Source organism: Microbacterium sp. AR7-10, assembly GCF_001878835.1.
Lineage (GTDB): Bacteria > Actinomycetota > Actinomycetes > Actinomycetales > Microbacteriaceae > Microbacterium > Microbacterium commune.
Window position 1 is genome coordinate 1 of the sequence record NZ_MJIR01000076.1, and the last position, 19,518, is coordinate 19,518.

Consider the following 19,518-nt stretch of genomic DNA (forward strand, 5'->3'; position numbering starts at 1 on the left):
GCCGACGTGCTGCTGCTGCCGGGCGCGGAGGATCGAGACATCTGGCACTACTTCGCCACCGCGTCGATGCCCGATCGTGAGCGCGCCGAGCGCGTGATCGCGGCGCTGGGCGACCAGCCGCTGTCGACCCCGGCGCTCGAGGCGATCGTCGACATCCGGCGCACGCCGCTCGAGCTGCTGCTGAAGGTGCTCGACGTCGACGGTGCGGTGCGGCGGGTGCAGGGCGGCTGGGTCGCGACCGGTCAGCCGTGGATGTACGACGCCGAGCGGTACGAGCGCATCGCCGCCGAGCGCCGCGCCGAGCAGCAGCACATGCTCGACTACCAGCAGACCGACGGCTGCCGCATGGAGTTCCTGCAGCGCTCGCTCGACGATGACACAGCCGCGCCCTGCGGTCGCTGCGACAACTGCGCCGGGCCGTGGTTCCCGACCGAGATCGGCTCGGATGCGGGAGCTGCGGCATCCGGCGCGCTCGACCGCGTCGGCGTGCCGATCGAAGCGCGCCGGCAGTGGCCCACCGGCGGCGATCGGGTGGGCGTGCCGGTGAAGGGACGCATTCCCGTCGACGAGCAGGCGGGGGAGGGCCGCGCGCTGGCCCGGCTCACCGACCTGGGCTGGGGAGGCACGCTGCGGCAGCTGTTCGCCGCCGGAGCTGCGGATGCCGAGGTCACCCCGCAGATTCTCGAGGCGTGCGTGCGGGTGCTGGCCGGGTGGGGCTGGGAACGGCGCCCGGTGGCTGTCGTCGCGATGCCGTCGCGCTCGAAGCCGCTGCTCGTCGACTCGCTGGCCCGGGGGATCGCGGGCATCGGCCGGCTGCCGTACATCGGGGCGCTCGACGTCGCGAACGGTGGGCCGAGCGGTGAACCGGGCGGCAACAGCGTGTTCCGTCTCGCCGGGCTCTGGGAGCGCTTCAGCGCCGACGGGCTCGCCGTGCCGGACGGGCCTGTGCTGCTCGTCGACGACCAGGCCGACAGCCGCTGGACGCTCACGGTCGCGGCCCGCGAGCTGCGCCAGGCCGGGGCGAGCGAGGTGCTGCCCTTCGTGCTCGCGCTGCGCGGCTGAGCCCGCGGTGGTCCGCTGTCATGGACGAGCCGCGCGACGTCTTTCCGGGCGACCGGCGCTTTCGGGTGCGACGGGCCGCATGAGACAGCCCGCTCGGCGCGACGTCTCGTGTGCGAAAGCTCGTCTCAGGGAGTCTCCTCAGCTTCCGGAAAACTTTCTCGGAAAGTTTTTCTGATCTGGGGAAAACGACGGGGTGAATGTCGGTGGCCCTCGTCAGAATGGAGGTATGAACAGCCCCGCCGATGCACTCGCTCAGGTTGCTGCCGACCTGCGCGATCTGCTGTCGGGCGACGCGCTTGCGGGGCTGTCGGATGCGGAGCGCGCGGAAGCGCTCGCGGGCCTCGGGGAGATATCGCGGCTGGCTGATGCGGGCATCGTCGAGACGGTGGCTACTGCCGACACCGAATTCGGTCATCGATTCGGATGCCGGGGCATGAACGAGATGCTCCGTCGGGCGGTGCTGGTCGACGCGCCCTCCGCAGCGCGGATCATCCGGGCGGCGGAGGCGGTGCAGCGTGAGACGAATCTGGTGTCGGGGGAGCGGATGCCGGCCCGCTGGCCCGCTATGCGCGAGGCGCTGCTCGACGGTGCCGTCGGCGTCGCCGGTCTGCTGGCGTCTGTCGCGCCGCTGGAGAGCGGGCGGGATCGAATCACTGTCGAGCAGCGGATGTGGGCCGACGCCAACCTCGCGGCGTTCGCCCGCGGTGACGACCTCCCCGGCGACCACGACGATGCCGATCACGATGATCGCGGGCAGGCGCCGCGAGCATCGGCAGACGACCTGAAGCAGTTCGCGTCCGCCCTCGCCATCGCCCTCGACCCGGACGGCGCTGAGCCGTCAGACCAGCGCGCGCAGGCGCGCCGAGGGTTCACGATCGGCCGGGTGCGCGACGGTCTCCACCCCGTGCGGGGAGGCCTCACCCCTGAGCTGGCTGCGCAGTTCCAGCTCATCGACGACGCCTACAACAACCCGAAGGTCGGCGGTGCTCCCGACACCGGCGTCCGCTTCACCTTCGACGACGACCCCTCCAGCGACGACGAGTTCAACACCGACCCCCGCAACGTGATCGATCCGCGCACCCCTGCGCAGAAGCGACACGATGCGCTCGCCGCCGCTCTCGGCATCGCCGCCCGACACAGCGAGATGCCTTCGCTCGGCGGTGCAGCCCCGACTCTGGTCGTGCACGTCGACGCCGCAGATCTGGCGGCAGGCGCCGGCTGGGCAACCCTGCCCGGATCCGAGACCGCCGTTCCGCTGCACGTCGCGACCCACACCGCCTGCACCGGAGCCGTGCAGCGCGTGCTGTTCGACGAAGGCCGCATCGTGGGGATCACGACCACCGACCGCGTGTTCACCGTTCACCAGCGCCGGGCGATCGTCGCCAGAGATCAGGAATGCCTGATTCCCGGATGCCATGTCCCGGCGACCTGGTGCGAGATCCACCACGTGGTCGAGCACGCCCGGGGTGGCCCGACGCACACCGACAACGGCGTGCCGCTCTGCTGGTGGCATCACCGATCGCTCGGCCAGTCGGGCTGGGAGATCCGCATGAACGGCGGTCTCCCGCAGATCCGCGGACCGGCCTGGTGGGACGCCCAGCAGAAGTGGCGCACGCCGAGACTGTCCACCCTTCATGCGCGTCGCCGCCGGAAGCAGCGGCAGCGGCAACGTGACGCGGTGATGCGGGAGTAGCAGCGCGAGCCCTCGAGCAGTGCTGCGACTCAGTCGGCTTGGCTGCATTCGCTCGTGGAGTTCAGCGTGATTCGTGCCTGACCGTCGGAGCCGCGACGGCGTGCTGCGGATATGAGCCGACGTCAGTCCCGGTCGGAAGCGCTGCTGGCGGCGGTCGACTTCTCGACCGCCGCCAGGATGAACGACTCTTTGCCCGCGTTGTAGTCCGCCCGCTCTGTCACGGTGGCGGCTGCCCTTCCACCGTCCACCACGCGACAGCCACAAGACAGAGACCGTCGTCGGCGTCGCGGTAGAACACGTCGCCCGGGTATTCGACGCCCGGGGCCACGCGGTCTTCGGGCAGCGACAGGTTGATGCTCCACTGCGGATCGAGAGCTGCGAACTGTTCCCAGTACTCGGAGGCGAACCTTTCGGGTTCCTCAGCGGAGAGTCCTTCCCAGTCCGCGGGATCTCGGAGTTCGGGATCTGCTTCGTCGCACACGAAGCCCTTGGCGTCGCCCTCTGCGGCTGCTTCTATCAGCTGCTCTGTGGTCGAGATCGTGGCCGCCCCATCCTGTCCCCAGATGAGGCTGTCCATTCCCGCACACCCTGAGAGCGCGATCACCGAGGCAGTCCCAAGTGCGGCCGAAACAGTTCTCGTCGTTCGTCCCATGGGCTCAGGGTACCGATCCGATATGCGGCGGCTGTCTTCGAAGCGCCCGCTCGTTCATCGCTCGGCGATCACGGCGCTGCAGCGATCGGCTTGAATCCGTTCACTTCGTAGGCCAATGTCAGACCGCCGAATCCGTGACGACCGGCGTCTGTATGCGTCAGAGCCGACGCTCGTGTCGTCGTGGCTTCAGCCGGTCCGGGGCATCGGTCGCGGACGGGAACTCGCACGTGAACCAGCCCTCGTAGCCGAAGAGGAAGCCGAAGATTCGGTTTCGCACCTCGAGCGAGATGTGGAAGGCGCCCTTCGCCTCGTCATAACGCTCGCGCAGTTCGGCACGACCCGAGAACAGCATCGGGAACCGGAACGCGATGGGCCCCTCGTAGAAGCGCTGCTCATCCGATCGCAGAACGAGGCCACCGTTTTCGTCGACTCCGAGGTGCAGATCGACGGCGAGGTGCTGATGCGTGCCGAGGTAGTCCACGATCGTCCGACTGGAGGGGTCGAGAACCATCGTCGCGTCGAACCGCGCCGGCCGTCGTCGCGCGCGATACTCGCGAACGAACGTCACCGTCTCTCGACCGTACGGGTCGAGGTACGGGTAGTTCTCGATGACGAATGGCACGTTCGTGCCGGTGTCTGCGACGAGGATATGGCGCACTCGACCGATCAGCAGAAACGGAACCGTCCACCATGGGCCTCTACGGATGCGGCTCATGGTCCCGCGTCCGACGCATCCGTAGCCGTTCGCCACCGAGATGCCGAACCGTCGCTGCATCATGGGATGCAGACGTGCAAAGGCTTCGTCTCCGAGCGCTGCCCGGAACATCGGAGTGCCGCTCACGAGACGCTCACCCTCTGCAGCGTCTGCGGAGCATCAGCCATCGCGCCGTCACGTGGTGGGACGGTGCGACACCGCGCGGCGCGGGGTCTGCCCGAACGCCAGAACCACACGACCGACAGCAGGGGCCACCGATCCGGTTCTTCGCCGCGCTCGGCCCAGATGCGCAGCCGGTCGAAGCTCCATGCGGTCATCCATAGGATCACCGGCCGCATGGCCAGATCGGCGAATCTGCCCCAACCCGGCTGATAGTCGTATCCGGTGATGAATCGCACGCCCTCCGGCGTCGGCACGTAGCGCCAGTACCCGCGGCCGCTGCGCAACGGCGACAGGCGGTCGTCGGTCGAGAACGCCAACGCGGACGTGCGGATGCCATGGTCGCGGGTCTTCTCTCCGAGTGAGATGCCCTCGCCCCGGATCACGTGCAGCGGCAAGGCCCGTTCGTACCGGAACCGCGACCGGCCCGCCGAATCAGAGCCGGTCGGCTCGATCCTGCTGAAGCGCAGGTCCCACCGCGGATGGAGGTCTGGATCCTGCGTCAGCGCCCAGATCGTCTCCACACCGGCTCGGATGAGCACCTCGACATACAACGCCTGCGACCGACGCATGCTCGACCCCCGACTGCTGTTCGCCGACACTCTGACACCCGACGCTACACGGGACGTCAGTCGCGGTCGGGCCGGATGCCGCGGAACTCCATGTGTTTGCACCTTCGGGCGAGTTCACGGCGCTCTACGACGACATCATCGAGCTCCTTGAAACAAAATATGGGCAAAGCACATGGGGGTCACTCGCAGGACGACGTGACCGAGGACGCCGAGTACCGCGACACACTCGATCGGTTGCGCCAAGAGGCAGAGATCGCGAGGCGCTTTTTTGAGACCTCCGCCGCCTGGGCGGGCGTGGTTCGCGTCTCTTGAGCGGCCGCCGCAAACGATCGTTTTCGGCTATCTCGCTCCCGAAGCCGGGATTCGGTTTCCAGAAACGTGCGCCGCAACGAGCTTTCGGCAGGCGTATTCGGCGAGAGCCGGGGGGATTCGACCCTCGGCGTTAGCGGCCTGTCGCCTCATCGAGGCCGTCGGTCAGGTCGCTGAGCTGGGTGAGCTCGAGTAGTGGTTTCGCGGTGCCTGGACGCATGCGAGTACTCGAATGCCGTGGTCATCATCCCGGTCGCCAGTGACGCGGACGAGCCCGTATGGATTGGCGGTGCCAACGACGACGAGACGACGGCGGATATCGTCACGTGGTTCAGTGACGACACGAACCCTGTACGTCGGCCGGCGCTCGTCGACATCCGGCAGTTCTCGCCGACCCGACTAAACCGGCACGAGCTGGAAGAAGAGGTCGAGTGGGGGCGGGGACGCGTCGCATGCAGGCCGACACAGCCGGCGCGAGTACATGCGCACGAGGAATCGAACTGCTTGCGCTTCACCGGTCCGGGCACTTTCGAATCTGCCGCGACTCAGCGAACGAGGCGGGCGATCGCCTGAGACGCTTCCCGGACCTTCTCTTCGGCGATGTCGCTGCCGGCGCGAGCTGCATCTGCCACACAGTGGCGCAGGTGGTCTTCGAGGAGCCCGACGGCAACGCTCTGCAGGGCGCTGGTCAGTGCGGAGATCTGAGTGAGGATGTCAATGCAGTACTTCTCGTCCTCGACCATGCGGTGGATGCCGCGTGATTGTCCTTCGAAGCGCTTGAGGCGAGCAAGGTAGCGGGCTTTGTCCGTGATGTACCCGTGCTCTGTGTGGTTGCAGGACGTTGTAGGGACGGTGGTATCAGCCATCTGGATCTCCGGCGGTTGTGGTCAGCGGTTCAGGATGACGCGGGTCGTGGTGTCGGGGCGGAGGTCGAGTCGGCGCAGCAGTTGTGCGTTGAGGGCGACGACGATGGTGGATAGTGACATGAGGATCGCTCCGACCGACATCGGGAGCACGAATCCGATGGGGGCGAGGACGCCGGCGGCGAGAGGGACGGAGATGATGTTGTATCCGGCAGCCCACCAGAGATTCTGCTTCATCTTCCGGTACGAAGCCCGTGACAGTTCGATCACCGAGAGTACCGAGCGGGGGTCGTCGCTTGCGAGGATGACACCAGCAGAGGCGATCGCGACATCTGTGCCCGCACCGATCGCCAGCCCAACGTCGGCCTGCGCGAGGGCAGGGGCGTCGTTGACGCCGTCGCCGACCATTGCGACCTTACGGCCCTCGTTCTGGAGTTGTTGGACCTTGGCGGCCTTGTCCTCCGGGCGTACTCCGGCGAAGACGCGGTCGATGCCGAGGTCTTGGGCGACGGCCTGCGCCACGGCTTCCGCGTCGCCGGTAATCATCACCACTTGCACGTCGAGTGCGTGGAGGGCGTCGACGGCTTCCCGGGATTCCGAGCGCACCTCGTCGGCGAGTTTCAACGCGCCGACGACGCGGCCGTCCTGGATGACGTGCAGGATGATCGCGCCATCCGTCCGCCACTGATCGGCGACCGGGAGCTCGTCGGCGTTCTCCTCGGTGAGCAGGTGCGGTCCACCGACTCGGATGATCTTCCCGTCGACGGTCGCTGTGACGCCCACAGCGGGCGAGGAAGTGAAGTCGCCGTTGCGCGGGATGGTGAGCTGCTTGTCGGCGGCTGCGCGCACGATGGCCTTCGCGAGCGGGTGCTCACTATCAGTTTCTGCGGCGGCGGCCAGTGCGAGGATCTGGTCGGGGTCGGTGCCGTCGACGACGGAAATCTCGGAGACGACGGGCTCGCCCTTGGTGAGGGTGCCGGTCTTGTCGAACAGGACCGTGTCGATGGTGCGCATGCTTTCGAGCGCGAGCCGGTCTTTGACGAGAACGCCGCCCCGGGCGGCGCGTTCGGTGGCGATTGAGACGACCAGCGGGATGGCCAGGCCCAGCGCGTGCGGGCAGGCGATGACGAGGACGGTGATGGTGCGGATGACAGCCGCGTCAGGCAAGCCGACCAACGTCCAGACGATCGCGGTGATCGCCGCAGCACCCAGGGCGAACCAGAACAGCCATCCGGCGGCGGTGTCCGCGAGCCGCTGTGCGCGGGACGAGGAGCTTTGCGCTTGGGTGACGAGACGTTGGATGCCGGCGAGGGTCGTGTCGTCGCCGGTCGCGGTGATCTCGACGCGAAGCCCGGAATCGGTGGCAACGGTGCCGGCTGTGACGTGGTCGCCGCTGCCGCGTTCCACGGTGCGGGACTCGCCCGTGACCATGGACTCGTCCATCGAGGCCCGTCCGTCGACGATGCGCCCGTCGGCGGGGACGCTGCCACCCGGCCGTACGATGACGACGTCGCCGACGACGAGATCGGTCGGTGAGACCGTGACGACCTGGTCATTCTCGACGCGCTCTGCCTCATCGGGGAGAAGAGCGGCGAGTGAGTCCAGGGCGGAAGTCGTCTGGGCGAGGGAGCGCATCTCGATCCAGTGCCCGAGAAGCATGATGACGATGAGGAGGGCGAGCTCCCACCAGAAGTCGAGTTCGTGATGGAGCACGCCGAGCGTCGCGCCCCAGGAGGCGGCGAACGCGACGGTGATCGCGAGGCCAATGAGCAGCATCATGCCGGGCTTGCGAGCGCGGAGCTCGCTGACTGCACCGACGAGGAACGGCTTTCCACCCCACGCGTACATGACAGTGCCCAGCACCGGGGATACCCAGGACAGACCCGGAATATCGGGGAGGGTGTAGCCGAGGATCATCGAGAACATGCCCGACAACGCGACCGTGGGGACGGCGAGGACGAGCATGATCCAGAACAGGCGACGGAACTGCCCGACGTGGTCGCCATGGCCTGCATGACCGCCGTGTCCAGCGTGGGTGTTGTGACCGGAGGGCGCGTTGTCGCTTCCGTGGTCTCTGTGACTGTGCGCGGCCGCGTCTGACTGCGGTGCATGCGCCATTGCTTGATGTCCCGCGTGCGCATCGTGGTCAGTTTCGGTCGTCACTGCGGGGGTCGACGCCGCGTGGTCGTGGTGGGCGTGGGTGTGCTCCGCGCCGTCGTTACGCGAGTGGCTCATGGGCCTATCCTCCTCGGAATTGAGAACCGTGGGGCTGACTTGTCTGGCGTGCCCCGCACCGTGAAACGGTGTCAGGCAGCAGCGGTGGCGTACTTAGCCGGGTCGGCGTCGAACGCGGGCCCGCATCCAGCGCAGCAGAAGTAGTACCGGGTGCCGTCGTAATCGCGGTACAGGCCAGCAGCTTCTGCATCCGCCTTGATGACGGTGCTGCCTACCATCACAGGACATTCGGCGAGATCTTCCGCGGGCGGGGTGAGGAGATCCTTGCGTCCTTCGGCGTCGACGGAACCGTGGCTGTTGCGGCTGCAGCAGGATCCAGTGGAGTCTGACATGTTTTGTTCCTCTTTCTCTCAAACACCGGAGTGCGGCGTCGGTATGCCTAACGATATACCCCCTGGGGGTATTCCGCACTAGGATATACATGGCGGCGCTGAAGGATCAGGGCGGGCGGCCGCATAGATCGTGGTGTTAGCATCCTGCACGGAATGGAGGAGGCCGAGTATGCACGTCGCAGTTCGTGGCGCACGTCCGCAGTTGTCGTTGCGCGCGTTGTTGATGCTCGGCGGGGCCACGCTGATGGTTATCGTCGGCTTGCTGGCGATGCATACCTTCACCTCCGAACCTGCGGGACACGGATCCGTCGGACTCACCCACTCCGCAGCTGGGGAGGAGCACGCCACAGTAGCGGCGTCAACCGTCGCGAGCGAGTCCGCCGCGTGTGAGGGTGCGTGTCATGTGAGCACCGGACATGGGCAGGGTCACAACGAGATGCTGATTGCGTGCGTGCTGGCGTTGCTTGCCGGTCTGCTTCTCCTCCTCCCTCCGATATTGATTCAGCGTCACCGGCTGCCCCCTCACCGTGCTGTAAGCCTGGTGAGGTGGGAAGCGATCGGGATCCTTCCCCGGGCACCCTCGCTGACGTTCCTTTCGATAAGTCGCACCTGAGTAGTCGCCGCCGACCCTGATGGGTCGGATTCCTGGCGCCGTCTGGCGCCATCAGTTGCGAACCCTCACACGACGTATCGAAGGAACAACCATGAATAAGAAGATTCCCGTTGCTGTCAGTACGGGTGTACTGACCCTTGCACTGGTTCTCACCGGCTGCGCTGACAACAGCACGGCACCGTCCAGCGAATCCACCTCCCCGTCTCAGTCGTCGTCGACTTCGGCAGCGAACGAGGCTGACGAGATGTTCGTCACGATGATGATCCCTCATCACGAGCAGGCGGTCGAGATGGCCGACATGCTGCTCGCTAAAGACGGTGCCGACGCACGCGTGGTGGAACTTGCCGAGGAGATCAAGGCGGCGCAGGGCCCCGAGATCGACAAGATGCTCGGATGGCTCGAAGACTGGGGTGTGGAGTATGACCCCGACTCCATGGGAGGCATGGATCACGGTTCGATGGGCGGTGACGACAGCATGATGTCCGAAGAGGACATGACCATGTTGGAGAGCGCGGATGCTGTCGAGGCGAACAGCCTGTTCCTGGAGCAGATGATCGTGCACCACGAAGGTGCCGTCGACATGGCGCAGACGGCGCTTGATGATGCGCAGAACCCGGACGTCCTCGAGCTCGCGCAACAGGTGATCGACGACCAGACGGCGGAGATCGCCACGATGCAGGAACTCCTCGGCCAGCTGTAGGAATCCTCCGGGCGGGCCGGTATCCGATCGTCCCGCCCGGACCTGTCATCCGTGCTGCCCCATTGCGGCAGCAGTCAGACGTCGGCGTGCTCTTGTTGCGCGTCGTGAAGCCAGGCCCGCTTGAGGCCACTAACGGAAACCATCATGAAACGCTCACTCCTTCTCGCAACCGTCACTGTGACCGTCCTGGCGGCTGTCGCCACCGGATGCACCGCGACACCGCTCGGCAACCCGGACTCAGCTCCCCGCATCGACCACATCCACGGCATCGCCCAAGATCCCCGGGGCGATGATCTGCTGGTGGCCACGCACAACGGAATCTTCACTCTCACACCAGATGGGGATATCTCCGGCCCGATCGGCGGTCACGCCTTCGACGCCATGGGATTCACGGTCTCGGGAGACGCGCTGTTCGCCTCCGGGCATCCCGGCGAAAAGACCCCGGCCGAACTCGGATCGCCCAACCTCGGCATCATCCGCAGCGACGACTACGGGAACACTTGGTCGCCTATTGCTCTCAACGGAACCACCGACTTCCACATCCTCACCGCGGCCCCGGACGGCACCCTCTACGGCGTCCCCTCTAGCCAAGTGAACCTGCTCACCAGCACAGACGAGGGAAACAACTGGACGGAGCGTGCGTCCCTCGGCGCCGCTGATCTCGCGGTCACCGAATCCGGTTTGTACGCTGCAGCCGAAGAAGGCGTTCTCTTCAGCAGCGACGGCGGTAACACATTCACTCCAGTCGACGGAACACCTGTGCTCTACGCGCTGGATGCTCGCACCGATGGCACTCTTCTCGGCGCAGGCACCGATGGCGTCCTGTGGACAGAGGATGAAAATGGAACCTGGCATCAGCTCGAATCGCTCCAAGGCGCCGTTCAAGCCCTCACTGTCATCGACGACCGCGTCATCCTCGTCGATGACCGGGGCATCGTTGAAGTCTCACCGGACAGCACCACTGTGCTGAGTCCCGCCCAATAACGCGGCCCGTGCCCAAGGATTCCTCGTGAAAGCGCCCAAGAACCCCTTTCGGAACCTCGTGTTGTTCGTCATCGTGGCGACGGTCGCCGTTGCTCTCCTCGCCGCTGCTAGTTTTCTCGCGATTGGAGCGATCTTCTGATGACCCCCACCGGCTCCAGATCACCCTTCGACTCGATGCACCATCTGACGGCCGTGCACTCGTCCTCACCCGGCGCGCCTTCGCCTCGCAGTCCCGCGGAGCGGACGCATCGAAGGCTCGTGCGTCTTGGATATATGCTCTTGATCTGCGGTCCAGCCCTCGCTGTCGGCGGCGCTCGAAAACTGGACAGTTGCGGCGCTTGAAAAGTGAACACTCGACGATTGGAGTGTGATCACTTTGGAGGACTGGGCACTGATTCGCCGGCTTGCCGGGGAGGGTGTGGCGAAGGCGCAGATCGCGACGAGGTTGGGGATCTCGCGGACGACGGTGTATGCCGCGTTGGCGTCGGATTCCCCGCCGAAGTATGAGCGGACGGCGGCGGTGACGTCGTTCACGCCGTTCGAAGCGCGGGTGAAGGAACTGCTGCGGGAGACGCCCGAGATGCCGGCGACGGTGCTGGCCGAGCGGGTGGGCTGGACGGGCTCGATCCGCTGGTTCCGGGACAACGTGAAACGGTTGCGGCCCGAGCAGCGGCGCATCGATCCCGCGGACCGGTTGATCTGGGAACCGGGCGATGCGGCGCAGTGTGATCTCTGGTTCCCGCCGAGGAAGATCCCGCTCGAGGACGGGACAGTGAAGCTGTTGCCGGTGCTGGTGATCACGCCCGCGCACTCCAGGTTCACCGTCGGGCGGATGATCCCGACCCGCAAGACGGAGGATCTGCTGCTGGGGTCCTGGGAGCTGTTGCAGCAGATCGGCGCAGTCCCGCGGAGGTTCATCTGGGACAACGAGCCCGGGATCGGGCGCGGACCACGGCGGGCGGAAGGTGTTGCGTCGTTCATGGGAACGTTGGCGGCGAAGCTGGTGCTGTTGCCTCCCCGGGATCCGGAGTCCAAGGGGATCGTCGAGCGGCGCAATGGCTGGTTCGAGACCTCGTTCATGCCGGGCCGCTCGTTCGCCTCTCCGGGAGACTTCAACGAGCAGTTCACCGACTGGTTGCAGATCGCCAACGCGCGCACGGTCCGCACCTTGAAGGCGTCGCCGGAGCAGCGCATCAACGCGGACCGGGCTGCGATGCTGCCGCTGCCGCCGGTCCCGTTGCACCTGGGCTGGCGGAACAGGGTCCGGTTGGGGCGGGACTACTACGTCCGCGTCGACACGAACGACTACTCCGTCGACCCCCGCGCGGTGGGCCGGCTGGTCGATGTCGCAGCTGATCTGGACCGGGTCAGGGTCAGGGCCGATGGCCGCCTGGTCGCCGAGCACACGCGGGTTTGGGCGCGCGGGATGACGATCACCGACCCGGCTCACTTAGAGACCGCGAAGGTGCTGCGAGAGCAGTTCCGCGCCCCGCGCTCGGTCGCCGCGGGTGATGATCTCGTCCGTGATCTTGCCGACTATGACCGAGCCTTCGGCATCGGAGGCGGGTTCTGATGGCGACCACCCAGACCGAGACGGTCAAGCAGCTCACCTATCTTGCCGGCTCACTGAAGGCGCCGCGCATCCTCGAAGCCGCAGGCCGGCTCGCGGAGCAGGCGAGGGCCGCGGGCTGGTCTTTTGAGGATTACCTCGCCGCGGTGCTCGAACGCGAAGTGAGCGCCCGCAACGCTTCCGGCGCCCGCCTGCGGATCCGCGCGGCCGGGTTTCCCGCGGTCAAGACCATCGAGGACTTCGACTGGGACCAGCAGTCCGCCGTCCGACAGCAGGTCGCGAGCCTGGCCTCAGGGGCGTTCCTCCTCGAGGCCCGCAACGTGGTTCTTCTCGGGCCTCCCGGCACCGGGAAGACGCATTTGGCCACCGCGTTGGGCGTCATCGCCGCCCATCAAGGCCAGCGGGTTCTGTTCGCCACCGCCACCGAATGGGTCACCCGCCTGTCCGACGCCCACCGGCAAGGCCGCCTGCCGCAGGAACTGGCCCGGCTGCGCCGTTACGGGCTGATCATCGTCGACGAGGTCGGCTACCTCCCGTTCGAGCAGGACTCCGCGAACCTGTTCTTCCAGCTCGTGTCATCCCGCTACGAGCACGCCTCGCTCGTGCTCACCTCGAACCTGCCGTTCTCCGGCTGGGGCACAGTGTTCGGCGACCAAGTCGTCGCCGCCGCGATGATCGACCGCATCGTTCACCACGCCGAGGTAATCACCCTCAAAGGCGCCAGCTACCGGCTCCGAGGCCGCGGCATCGACAGCCTCCCCAGCACCCGCACCGACATCACCGACCCAGCTGACTAAACTGCCAGCAACCGTTCACAATTCGAACGCCGAAACCGTTCAGTTTTCGAGCGCCGCCGACACTCGCGCTCGCGCATCTGATCAATGATGCCCAATCGACCGACGTCGCTTGGTGGACGTACACGATCGCCAGCTTTGACATCGCCGTAATCATGGTCATTGCCGCCCTGGCTCTGATCCTTCGAACTCCACCCAGTCACGCTGCAGAAACGGAATAATCGTCACCGCACAGCAATCGCTGCGACGATGATCTGCCGCTGAACTACCATGCCCTCCCGGGGTGTTCAACGGGGTCCTCGGGAGCGAGGTGCGGTCGTAGTTTGAAGACTCCACAATGACGAGAGGAGCCACTATGACTGTCGCGGCGGAAATGCTCCGCACCTACCCGAAGGACCTTGGTCAGGCTGACCGGAAGGTGCTGGTGGAGTGTATCGAGGCGTGCGTTGAGTGCGCGCAATCATGCACCGCATGCGCCGACGCGTGCCTGAGCGAGGAAATGGTTGCCGAGCTGACGAAGTGCATCCGCACGAACCTGGACTGCGCCGACCTCTGCGAAACCACCGGACGCATCCTGTCCAGGCACACCGGGTACGACGCCAACCTCACCCGCGCAACCCTCGAAGCGTGCCGCACGGCATGCGCGAGCTGCGCCGACGAGTGCGAGAAGCACACGATGCACGAACACTGCACGGTGTGTGCTGCGGCCTGCCGGCGATGCGAAGACGCCTGCGCCGCGCTCCTCGCAATGCTCTGAATAGCCACCTCGACGGCGTCGTGCAGTTCTTCGCTACCCGCATCAATCCAGTGATGCGCGTTGACCGAGCCGAAGCAGACTAGCGAGCGCTCTTGCGCCACACGTCGTCATCAATCGCGCTACCGCGCAACGAGCTGAGACGAACAGGTGAGGCATATGTCGAAGGACACGCACGAAACAAATGGACGACAAGCGGGGACGAAAAAGCACGGATCGCTGACGATGTACTTGCGATTCGCGGCGATGATTCTCACCGGCATGGTCGTGATGTATTGGACGATGTTCGCTGGAGTGTGGGAATGGGGGCACATACGCTTCAGCGAAAGCCGCGTCTTCATGGCGCTCACTATGGGCGGCGCCATGGGGCTGGTCATGCTGGCCTGGATGCTCAACATGTACAAGCACAGGAAAGCGAACATTGCGGTCATCATCGTCAGCGTTCTCCTCCTCGGAGGAGGCATCGCCCTCGACCGCAGCCAGATCACCGTCGACGACACCGCGTACATGCGCGCAATGATTCCGCATCACTCGCTCGCGATCACCCGATCCGAGCGAGCACAGCTGCAGGATGTCCGCGTCTGCGAACTTGCGGTTGAAATCAGCGAAGCGCAGCGCCGGGAGATCCTCGAAATGGACTGGCTCATCGCCGACATCGAAAGCAACGGCCTCGCGCTGACGGCCGAGGACGCGCAAGACCGACCCGTTCCAGACTTCGAACGGGCAGCCGACCGCCAGTGCTCGGACGACGGATGACGATTGGTAGCGATAATCGGCCGATCATGGCTTGTGCTCCGAGAGCCTGCCGGAAACGATCGTTTCCGGCCGTGTAGTTCGTGAGTGCTCGGGAGATTGCCGCTACTTTTTGCCGAAATCCCGTTCCGGCGCGCGGGTGCTGATCAGGAACTCGTCGAGGTTCGGAAGGTGGGAGCGGACGCTTTCGTGCGCCCTCTCGCTGATCTCATCTAGTCGGTCCCGGGTTGCGTGATCGCCAACGGAGAGGATCGCGTCGCCTTCTAGACGGTGTCCGTTCCAGCGGAGGCGGATGCGGTCGACGCTCTCGATACCGTCGACATGTTCGAGGGCATGAGCGACCCGGTCGACGAGTTCGGGTTCTACCCCGTCCAGGAGGCGACGTCCGACGCTGCGGATCGTTCCGATGAGTAGCACGAAGATCGCAGCCGAGATGATGAGACCGACGATTGGGTCTGCGAGCGGGAAGCCTAGGAGGACTCCTACGCCTCCGGCTACGACGGCGAGTGAGGTGAAGCCGTCCGTGCGGGCGTGGATGCCGTCGGCGACGAGTGCGGCTGAGCCAATGCGACGACCTACTCGGATGCGATAGACGGCGACGATTTCGTTGCCGAGGAAGCCGATGATTCCCGCGGCGATCACCCACCCAATATTGGTGAGGGGCTGCGGGTTCAGGATGCGATCGATCGATTGCCACGCGGCGACGATTGCCGAGAGTGCGACTACGAAGACGATGAAGAGTCCAGCGAGGTCCTCCGCCCGCCCAAGCCCGTACGTGTAGCGTCGCGATGCGGCCCGACGCCCGAGGACGAAGGCGACCCACAAGGGCACAGCCGTGAGGGCATCGGAGAAGTTGTGCACGGTATCGGCCAAGAGTGCGACCGAGCCGCTGAACAGGACGACCGCTGCTTGCAGGATCGTTGTGACGAGAAGAATCAAGAGGCTGATCTTCAGCGCTCGGATGCCGGACCGGTTCGCTTCCATCGCGTCGTCGATCGAGTCGGCAGCGTCATGAGAGTGGGGGACGAAGAGGCCGAAGATGAAGCCCTTAATCCCCGTTGGGTGGGTATGGCCGTGGTCGTGCCCGTGATCGATGGTCATTCGCGTGTCCGATCCGCGTGGTGGTGAGGAATGCCGCCCAAGGAGTGTTCTGCCTGGAAGATCGCGTCCGCGACGAGCTGCTGAGCGTGCTCATTCTCAAGTCGATAGAAGATCCGAGTTCCGTCTTGCCGGGTGGCGACGATGCGCGCCAAGCGGAGCTTCGCCAGGTGCTGAGACACCGCCGCAGGCGATTTGTCGACAATGTCAGCCAGGTGATTCACGGACAGCTCGGAAGCGTCACGCAGGGCCATGATGATGCGGACGCGGGTCGCATCAGCCAGCATCGAGAACACTTCCACGGCCAACTCGACGTAGTCGCTCTCGGGAAGCCGGCCGCATCTTGACATATCTGCATTCATACGCAGATTATCGCATAGAGCGTTTGGAGAAGGGGCGGTGTGCGGTGGCTCGTAACCGTCGACCTAGTGCGAAACCGGCAAGTGACGACGGCGGCAGCGTCGTGGTCGTGTGCCGTGGGGGTGACTGCGGGAGCCGACAGAAGCATCCAGACTTCGACCACCTGAAGCAGCTAAGCACGCTCCGCAACGAGGCCGGCCATGGAACTCGAGTAGTGGTTTCACGATGCCTTGACGCGTGCGAGCACTCGAACGTCGTGGTCCTTATCCCAGGAGATCGGACGAACGAACCCGTCTGGATCGGCGGTGCCAACGACGATGAGACGACCGCAGATATCGTCTCGTGGATACGTGACGATATGAACCCCGGTCGACGCCCCGCGCTCGTCGACATCCGCCAGTTCGCTCCGACCCGACTAAACCGGCACGAGTTAGAGGAAGAGGTCGAGCGGGGACGCTGACGTCCGCGCGCGCCCTTTGGCTTGTCATTGACCTGCCACCGAAAACGATCGTTTCTGGCGCGGGTGTCACTTGGTTGCCCGGGCGGTCGCCGCTATTGGGAGCCGGAACCCCGTTCTGGCAGGGGCCTTCGGCTGCTGCCGCGGCCGGACCTGCTAGCGGTCGAGCTGAGGGTGCGTTCGTGGTGGGCGTACTCTTGCCCGATGACCCGACCGCTCACGAATTGGCATTCCGCGCACGCAGAGCAGCTCACTCGTGGGGAGCGTGCGGCTGACCGGCTCCGCAACGGCATGGGCTCCTGGTTCTTCATCGGCGGATTCGTCGTGTTCATGATCGTGTGGGCCGCAGTCAACGTCACGGCCGTCACATGGGATCCCTACCCGTACATCTTGCTGAACCTGTTCCTCAGCATGCTCGCCGGTCTGCAGGGGGCGATCCTGCTGATCGCGGCGAAACGCCAGGACGCCATCGCGGCGGCCCTCGCCGAGCACGACTACGAGACGAACCTCGCAGCGAAGCGGGAGATCGAGGAGCTGATGGAAATCAATCGGATGCAGCTCGACCTCCTGCGGGAGCTTCGTCGGGATGTGCCTTCCATCGCCGCGCCGGGAGAGGGAGCGGGACGATGATGTCGGCGACGCATCCGGGTGAGCCCCACCGCGGCGACCTCGCTGGGCGGCTCAACTGGCTCAGGGCCGGGGTGCTCGGTGCGAACGACGGCATCGTGTCGGTCGCGTCGCTCGTCGTCGGTGTCGCGGGGGCGACGACCGATTCGGCGACGCTGCTTGCGGCGGGTGTCGCCGGCCTCGTCGGTGGGGCGATCTCGATGGCGCTCGGGGAGTACGTGTCGGTGAGCAGCCAGCGAGACAGCCAGCGGGCTCTGATCGAGAAGGAACGAGGCGAGCTGGCCGATGATCCTGCGACCGAGCTCGAGGAGCTGGTGGGCATCTATCAGGCGAAGGGTCTCCGCCCGGCGACCGCGCGCCTCGTGGCGGAGGAGCTCACCGCGCAGGATCCGCTGACCGCGCATCTCGAAGCGGAGCTCGGCATCTCCGAGAACCAGGTGGTCAGCCCCTGGGCGGCGGCGGGGGCCTCAGCGCTCGCCTTCGCGCTCGGGGCGATGCTTCCCCTGCTGGCGATCCTGCTCCCGCCTCCGGAGATCCGCGTGCAGGTCGCGTTCGCAGTGGTTCTGCTGGCGCTCGCGCTGACCGGGTTCATCAGCGCGAGGATCGGCGGGAACCCCGCGCTCAGGCCCACGATCAGGGTGGTGCTCGGTGGTGCGATCGCGCTAGTGGTCACATTCGCGATCGGGACGCTCCTAGGGACGAGCGGCATTGCCTGAGAGACAGCTATGAGTCATCTATCGGGGGCGCTTCCTTAGACCCGTCTCAGAGTCGGGACAGCACGATTCCCCTATGACCACTCTGACGACGAGAACCCGTGCTTCCGCCCCCGCCGCTTCCCCGGTGCCACAGCGGGCGACCCGTGGCCGCGCGCAGGTCTGGCGTGTAGCGGCGATCACGGCGATCTGGGCGACCAGCCTGTTCGTCGTCGCTCTGTGGGTCGCCGGCGGTGGAGTGACCGCAGTCCTGGGCGTCAACGCCGAGACCGTCACGACGTTCGGGCGCCTCACCGGGCTGGTCGCGGCGAATCTGCTGCTCTATCAGGTGCTGCTGATGGCGCGCGTTCCGCTGTTCGAGCGCGGATTCGGTCGCGACGGGATCACGCGGCTGCATCGCTTCGTCGGATTCTGGTCCTTCTGGTTGATGGGCGCGCACATCGCGCTGCTCGCGGTGGGCTACGCGATGGCAGCCGGCATCAACCCTCTCGTCCAGCTCTGGTCGTTCGTCTGGGACTACCCGGGCATGCTCCTGGCCACGGTGGGCACGCTGCTGATCCTGCTCGTGGTCGTCACCTCCATCCGGCGTGCTCGGCGGCGCTTGCGCTACGAGTCCTGGCACCTCCTGCACCTCTATGCATACCTGGGCGTCGGGCTCGCGCTGCCGCACCAGCTATGGACGGGCGCCGACTTCCTGTCCTCGCCGATCGCGACCGCCTACTGGTGGTCGATCTGGGCCCTCGCCGCGGGATCGGTGCTGGCGTTCCGCATCGGCATGCCACTGCTGCGGTCCACACGTCGGGCGCTGCGGGTGGCAGGGGTCGAGTGGGACGGTGCTCGGGGGGTCACCATCCGGGTTACGGGTCGCGACCTTCCGACGCTCGGCGCTAGGGCCGGTCAGTTCTTCGTCTGGCGATTCCTCGATGGGCCGGGCTGGACCCGCGGACACCCGTTCTCGCTCTCCGCTGCGCCGGGAAGCGAGCTGACATTGACCGCCCGTGTGGTGGGCGACGGTACACGACGCCTCACCGCGCTGCTCCCCGGCACCAGGGTCATCGTGGAAGGACCATACGGAGAGATGACCGGCGAGCGTCGGACCGGGTCGAAGCTGCTCATGATCGGCGCAGGCGCCGGGGTCGCACCGCTCGTCTCGCTGCTAGAGACGGAACTCTACGGACCGGGAGACGCGATGCTCATCACCCGGGAGTCCGCGGCAGAGGACGCACTTCGGCAAGAGGCCATCGCTCACCTCATCAGCACCCGTGGCCTGAGCTACCTGCCGTTCATCGGCCCGCGATCCTCTGGCGCATCGAGCTGGATTCCCGCCACGCACGAGGCATGGTCGGGCGCAGATCTCCTCCACCACCTCGTGCCGGAGCCGAAGGACCACGACGTGTTCATCTGCGGCGCTGAGGCCTGGATGAAAGACCTCAGGCGCGACCTGGTTGACGCCGGGTTCCCCGCCCATCGCATCCATTCCGAATCGTTCACTATCTGAGCAGG

General features: G+C 65.9%; 21 protein-coding genes. 13 read left to right on the plus strand and 8 right to left on the minus strand.

Annotation, left to right across the window (positions count from 1 at the left end):
- Positions 1-1,062 (plus strand): RecQ family zinc-binding domain-containing protein (locus BFN01_RS10670; RefSeq protein ID WP_177243850.1); only part of this gene is annotated, 1,062 nt, incomplete at its 5' end.
- 226 nt (positions 1,063-1,288) lie between these two features.
- Positions 1,289-2,755: an HNH endonuclease signature motif containing protein gene (locus BFN01_RS10675; protein WP_071644232.1), complete on the plus strand. Its 1,467-nt coding sequence runs from the start codon at positions 1,289-1,291 to the stop codon at positions 2,753-2,755.
- A gap of 217 nt (positions 2,756-2,972) precedes the next feature.
- On the opposite strand, the gene BFN01_RS10680 is transcribed toward BFN01_RS10675, so the two are convergent.
- The 3 genes from BFN01_RS10680 to BFN01_RS10690 all read right to left on the minus strand — a co-directional run bounded on the left by BFN01_RS10680 (position 2,973) and on the right by BFN01_RS10690 (position 4,853).
- Positions 2,973-3,407 carry a hypothetical protein gene (locus tag BFN01_RS10680; RefSeq protein WP_071644235.1) on the minus strand — a complete coding sequence of 145 codons (435 nt, stop codon included), beginning with the start codon at positions 3,405-3,407 and terminating at the stop codon, positions 2,973-2,975.
- Positions 3,408-3,564: 157 nt separating this feature from the next.
- Positions 3,565-4,185 (minus strand): DUF4166 domain-containing protein, encoded by a 621-nt coding sequence (locus tag BFN01_RS10685; RefSeq protein ID WP_256221125.1) that lies wholly within the window; start codon positions 4,183-4,185, stop codon positions 3,565-3,567.
- 59 nt (positions 4,186-4,244) lie between these two features.
- Positions 4,245-4,853: an SRPBCC family protein gene (locus tag BFN01_RS10690; protein WP_071644237.1), complete on the minus strand. Its 609-nt coding sequence runs from the start codon at positions 4,851-4,853 to the stop codon at positions 4,245-4,247.
- Between the two features lie 546 nt (positions 4,854-5,399).
- On the opposite strand from BFN01_RS10690, the gene BFN01_RS10695 reads away from it, so the two are divergent.
- On the plus strand, positions 5,400-5,735 hold the full coding sequence (locus BFN01_RS10695; RefSeq protein WP_071644239.1) for a hypothetical protein: 336 nt from the start codon (positions 5,400-5,402) through the stop codon (positions 5,733-5,735).
- Here BFN01_RS10695 and BFN01_RS10700 read toward each other — a convergent pair.
- The 3 genes from BFN01_RS10700 to BFN01_RS10710 form a co-directional block, all read right to left on the minus strand.
- On the minus strand, positions 5,708-6,028 hold the full coding sequence (locus BFN01_RS10700) for a metal-sensitive transcriptional regulator (protein ID WP_071644241.1): 321 nt from the start codon (positions 6,026-6,028) through the stop codon (positions 5,708-5,710). The two genes, BFN01_RS10695 and BFN01_RS10700, sit on opposite strands and share 28 nt — an antisense overlap.
- Positions 6,029-6,049: 21 nt before the next feature.
- The gene (locus BFN01_RS10705) at positions 6,050-8,260 is read right to left on the minus strand and encodes a heavy metal translocating P-type ATPase (RefSeq protein WP_083428777.1); all 2,211 of its coding nucleotides are present in this window, start codon (positions 8,258-8,260) and stop codon (positions 6,050-6,052) included.
- 71 nt (positions 8,261-8,331) lie between these two features.
- Positions 8,332-8,592 carry a YHS domain-containing protein gene (locus BFN01_RS10710; RefSeq protein WP_029153945.1) on the minus strand — a complete coding sequence of 87 codons (261 nt, stop codon included), beginning with the start codon at positions 8,590-8,592 and terminating at the stop codon, positions 8,332-8,334.
- Positions 8,593-8,836: 244 nt separating this feature from the next.
- Between BFN01_RS10710 and BFN01_RS16025 the strand changes: the two genes are divergently transcribed.
- From BFN01_RS16025 to BFN01_RS10745, 7 genes are all read left to right on the plus strand, one after another.
- Positions 8,837-9,205, plus strand: a complete 369-nt coding sequence (locus tag BFN01_RS16025) for a DUF6153 family protein (protein ID WP_371261025.1) — start codon at positions 8,837-8,839, stop codon at positions 9,203-9,205.
- A 91-nt stretch (positions 9,206-9,296) separates the two neighbouring features.
- A complete protein-coding gene (locus BFN01_RS10720) occupies positions 9,297-9,905 on the plus strand; it encodes a DUF305 domain-containing protein (RefSeq protein WP_071644247.1) in 609 nt (202 codons plus the stop codon).
- 144 nt (positions 9,906-10,049) lie between these two features.
- A complete protein-coding gene (locus BFN01_RS10725) occupies positions 10,050-10,889 on the plus strand; it encodes a F510_1955 family glycosylhydrolase (RefSeq protein WP_071644249.1) in 840 nt (279 codons plus the stop codon).
- A 367-nt stretch (positions 10,890-11,256) separates the two neighbouring features.
- On the plus strand, positions 11,257-12,462 hold the full coding sequence (gene istA, locus BFN01_RS10730; protein ID WP_071644251.1) for an IS21 family transposase: 1,206 nt from the start codon (positions 11,257-11,259) through the stop codon (positions 12,460-12,462).
- The gene (gene istB / locus BFN01_RS10735) at positions 12,462-13,256 is read left to right on the plus strand and encodes an IS21-like element helper ATPase IstB (RefSeq protein WP_071644253.1); all 795 of its coding nucleotides are present in this window, start codon (positions 12,462-12,464) and stop codon (positions 13,254-13,256) included. Before istA ends, istB begins: the two co-directional genes overlap by 1 nt.
- Positions 13,257-13,608: 352 nt before the next feature.
- Entirely contained in the window at positions 13,609-14,010 is a 402-nt protein-coding gene (locus BFN01_RS10740) for a four-helix bundle copper-binding protein (RefSeq protein WP_071644255.1), read from the plus strand.
- 156 nt (positions 14,011-14,166) lie between these two features.
- The gene (locus tag BFN01_RS10745) at positions 14,167-14,763 is read left to right on the plus strand and encodes a DUF305 domain-containing protein (protein WP_071644257.1); all 597 of its coding nucleotides are present in this window, start codon (positions 14,167-14,169) and stop codon (positions 14,761-14,763) included.
- Positions 14,764-14,865: 102 nt separating this feature from the next.
- Here the strand turns inward: BFN01_RS10745 and BFN01_RS10750 are convergent, their stop codons facing one another.
- On the minus strand, positions 14,866-15,861 hold the full coding sequence (locus BFN01_RS10750; RefSeq protein WP_071644259.1) for a cation diffusion facilitator family transporter: 996 nt from the start codon (positions 15,859-15,861) through the stop codon (positions 14,866-14,868).
- A complete protein-coding gene (locus tag BFN01_RS10755) occupies positions 15,858-16,220 on the minus strand; it encodes a metalloregulator ArsR/SmtB family transcription factor (RefSeq protein WP_071644261.1) in 363 nt (120 codons plus the stop codon). Before BFN01_RS10755 ends, BFN01_RS10750 begins: the two co-directional genes overlap by 4 nt.
- A gap of 659 nt (positions 16,221-16,879) precedes the next feature.
- Between BFN01_RS10755 and BFN01_RS10765 the strand changes: the two genes are divergently transcribed.
- From BFN01_RS10765 to BFN01_RS10775, 3 genes are all read left to right on the plus strand, one after another.
- Positions 16,880-17,305, plus strand: a complete 426-nt coding sequence (locus BFN01_RS10765) for a DUF1003 domain-containing protein (protein ID WP_071644266.1) — start codon at positions 16,880-16,882, stop codon at positions 17,303-17,305.
- Positions 17,302-18,018 carry a VIT family protein gene (locus BFN01_RS10770; protein ID WP_033105319.1) on the plus strand — a complete coding sequence of 239 codons (717 nt, stop codon included), beginning with the start codon at positions 17,302-17,304 and terminating at the stop codon, positions 18,016-18,018. The genes BFN01_RS10765 and BFN01_RS10770 overlap by 4 nt, the downstream gene beginning before the upstream one ends.
- Before the next feature lie 73 nt (positions 18,019-18,091).
- Entirely contained in the window at positions 18,092-19,513 is a 1,422-nt protein-coding gene (locus tag BFN01_RS10775) for a ferric reductase-like transmembrane domain-containing protein (protein WP_143187220.1), read from the plus strand.
- Positions 19,514-19,518 lie beyond the last annotated feature (5 nt).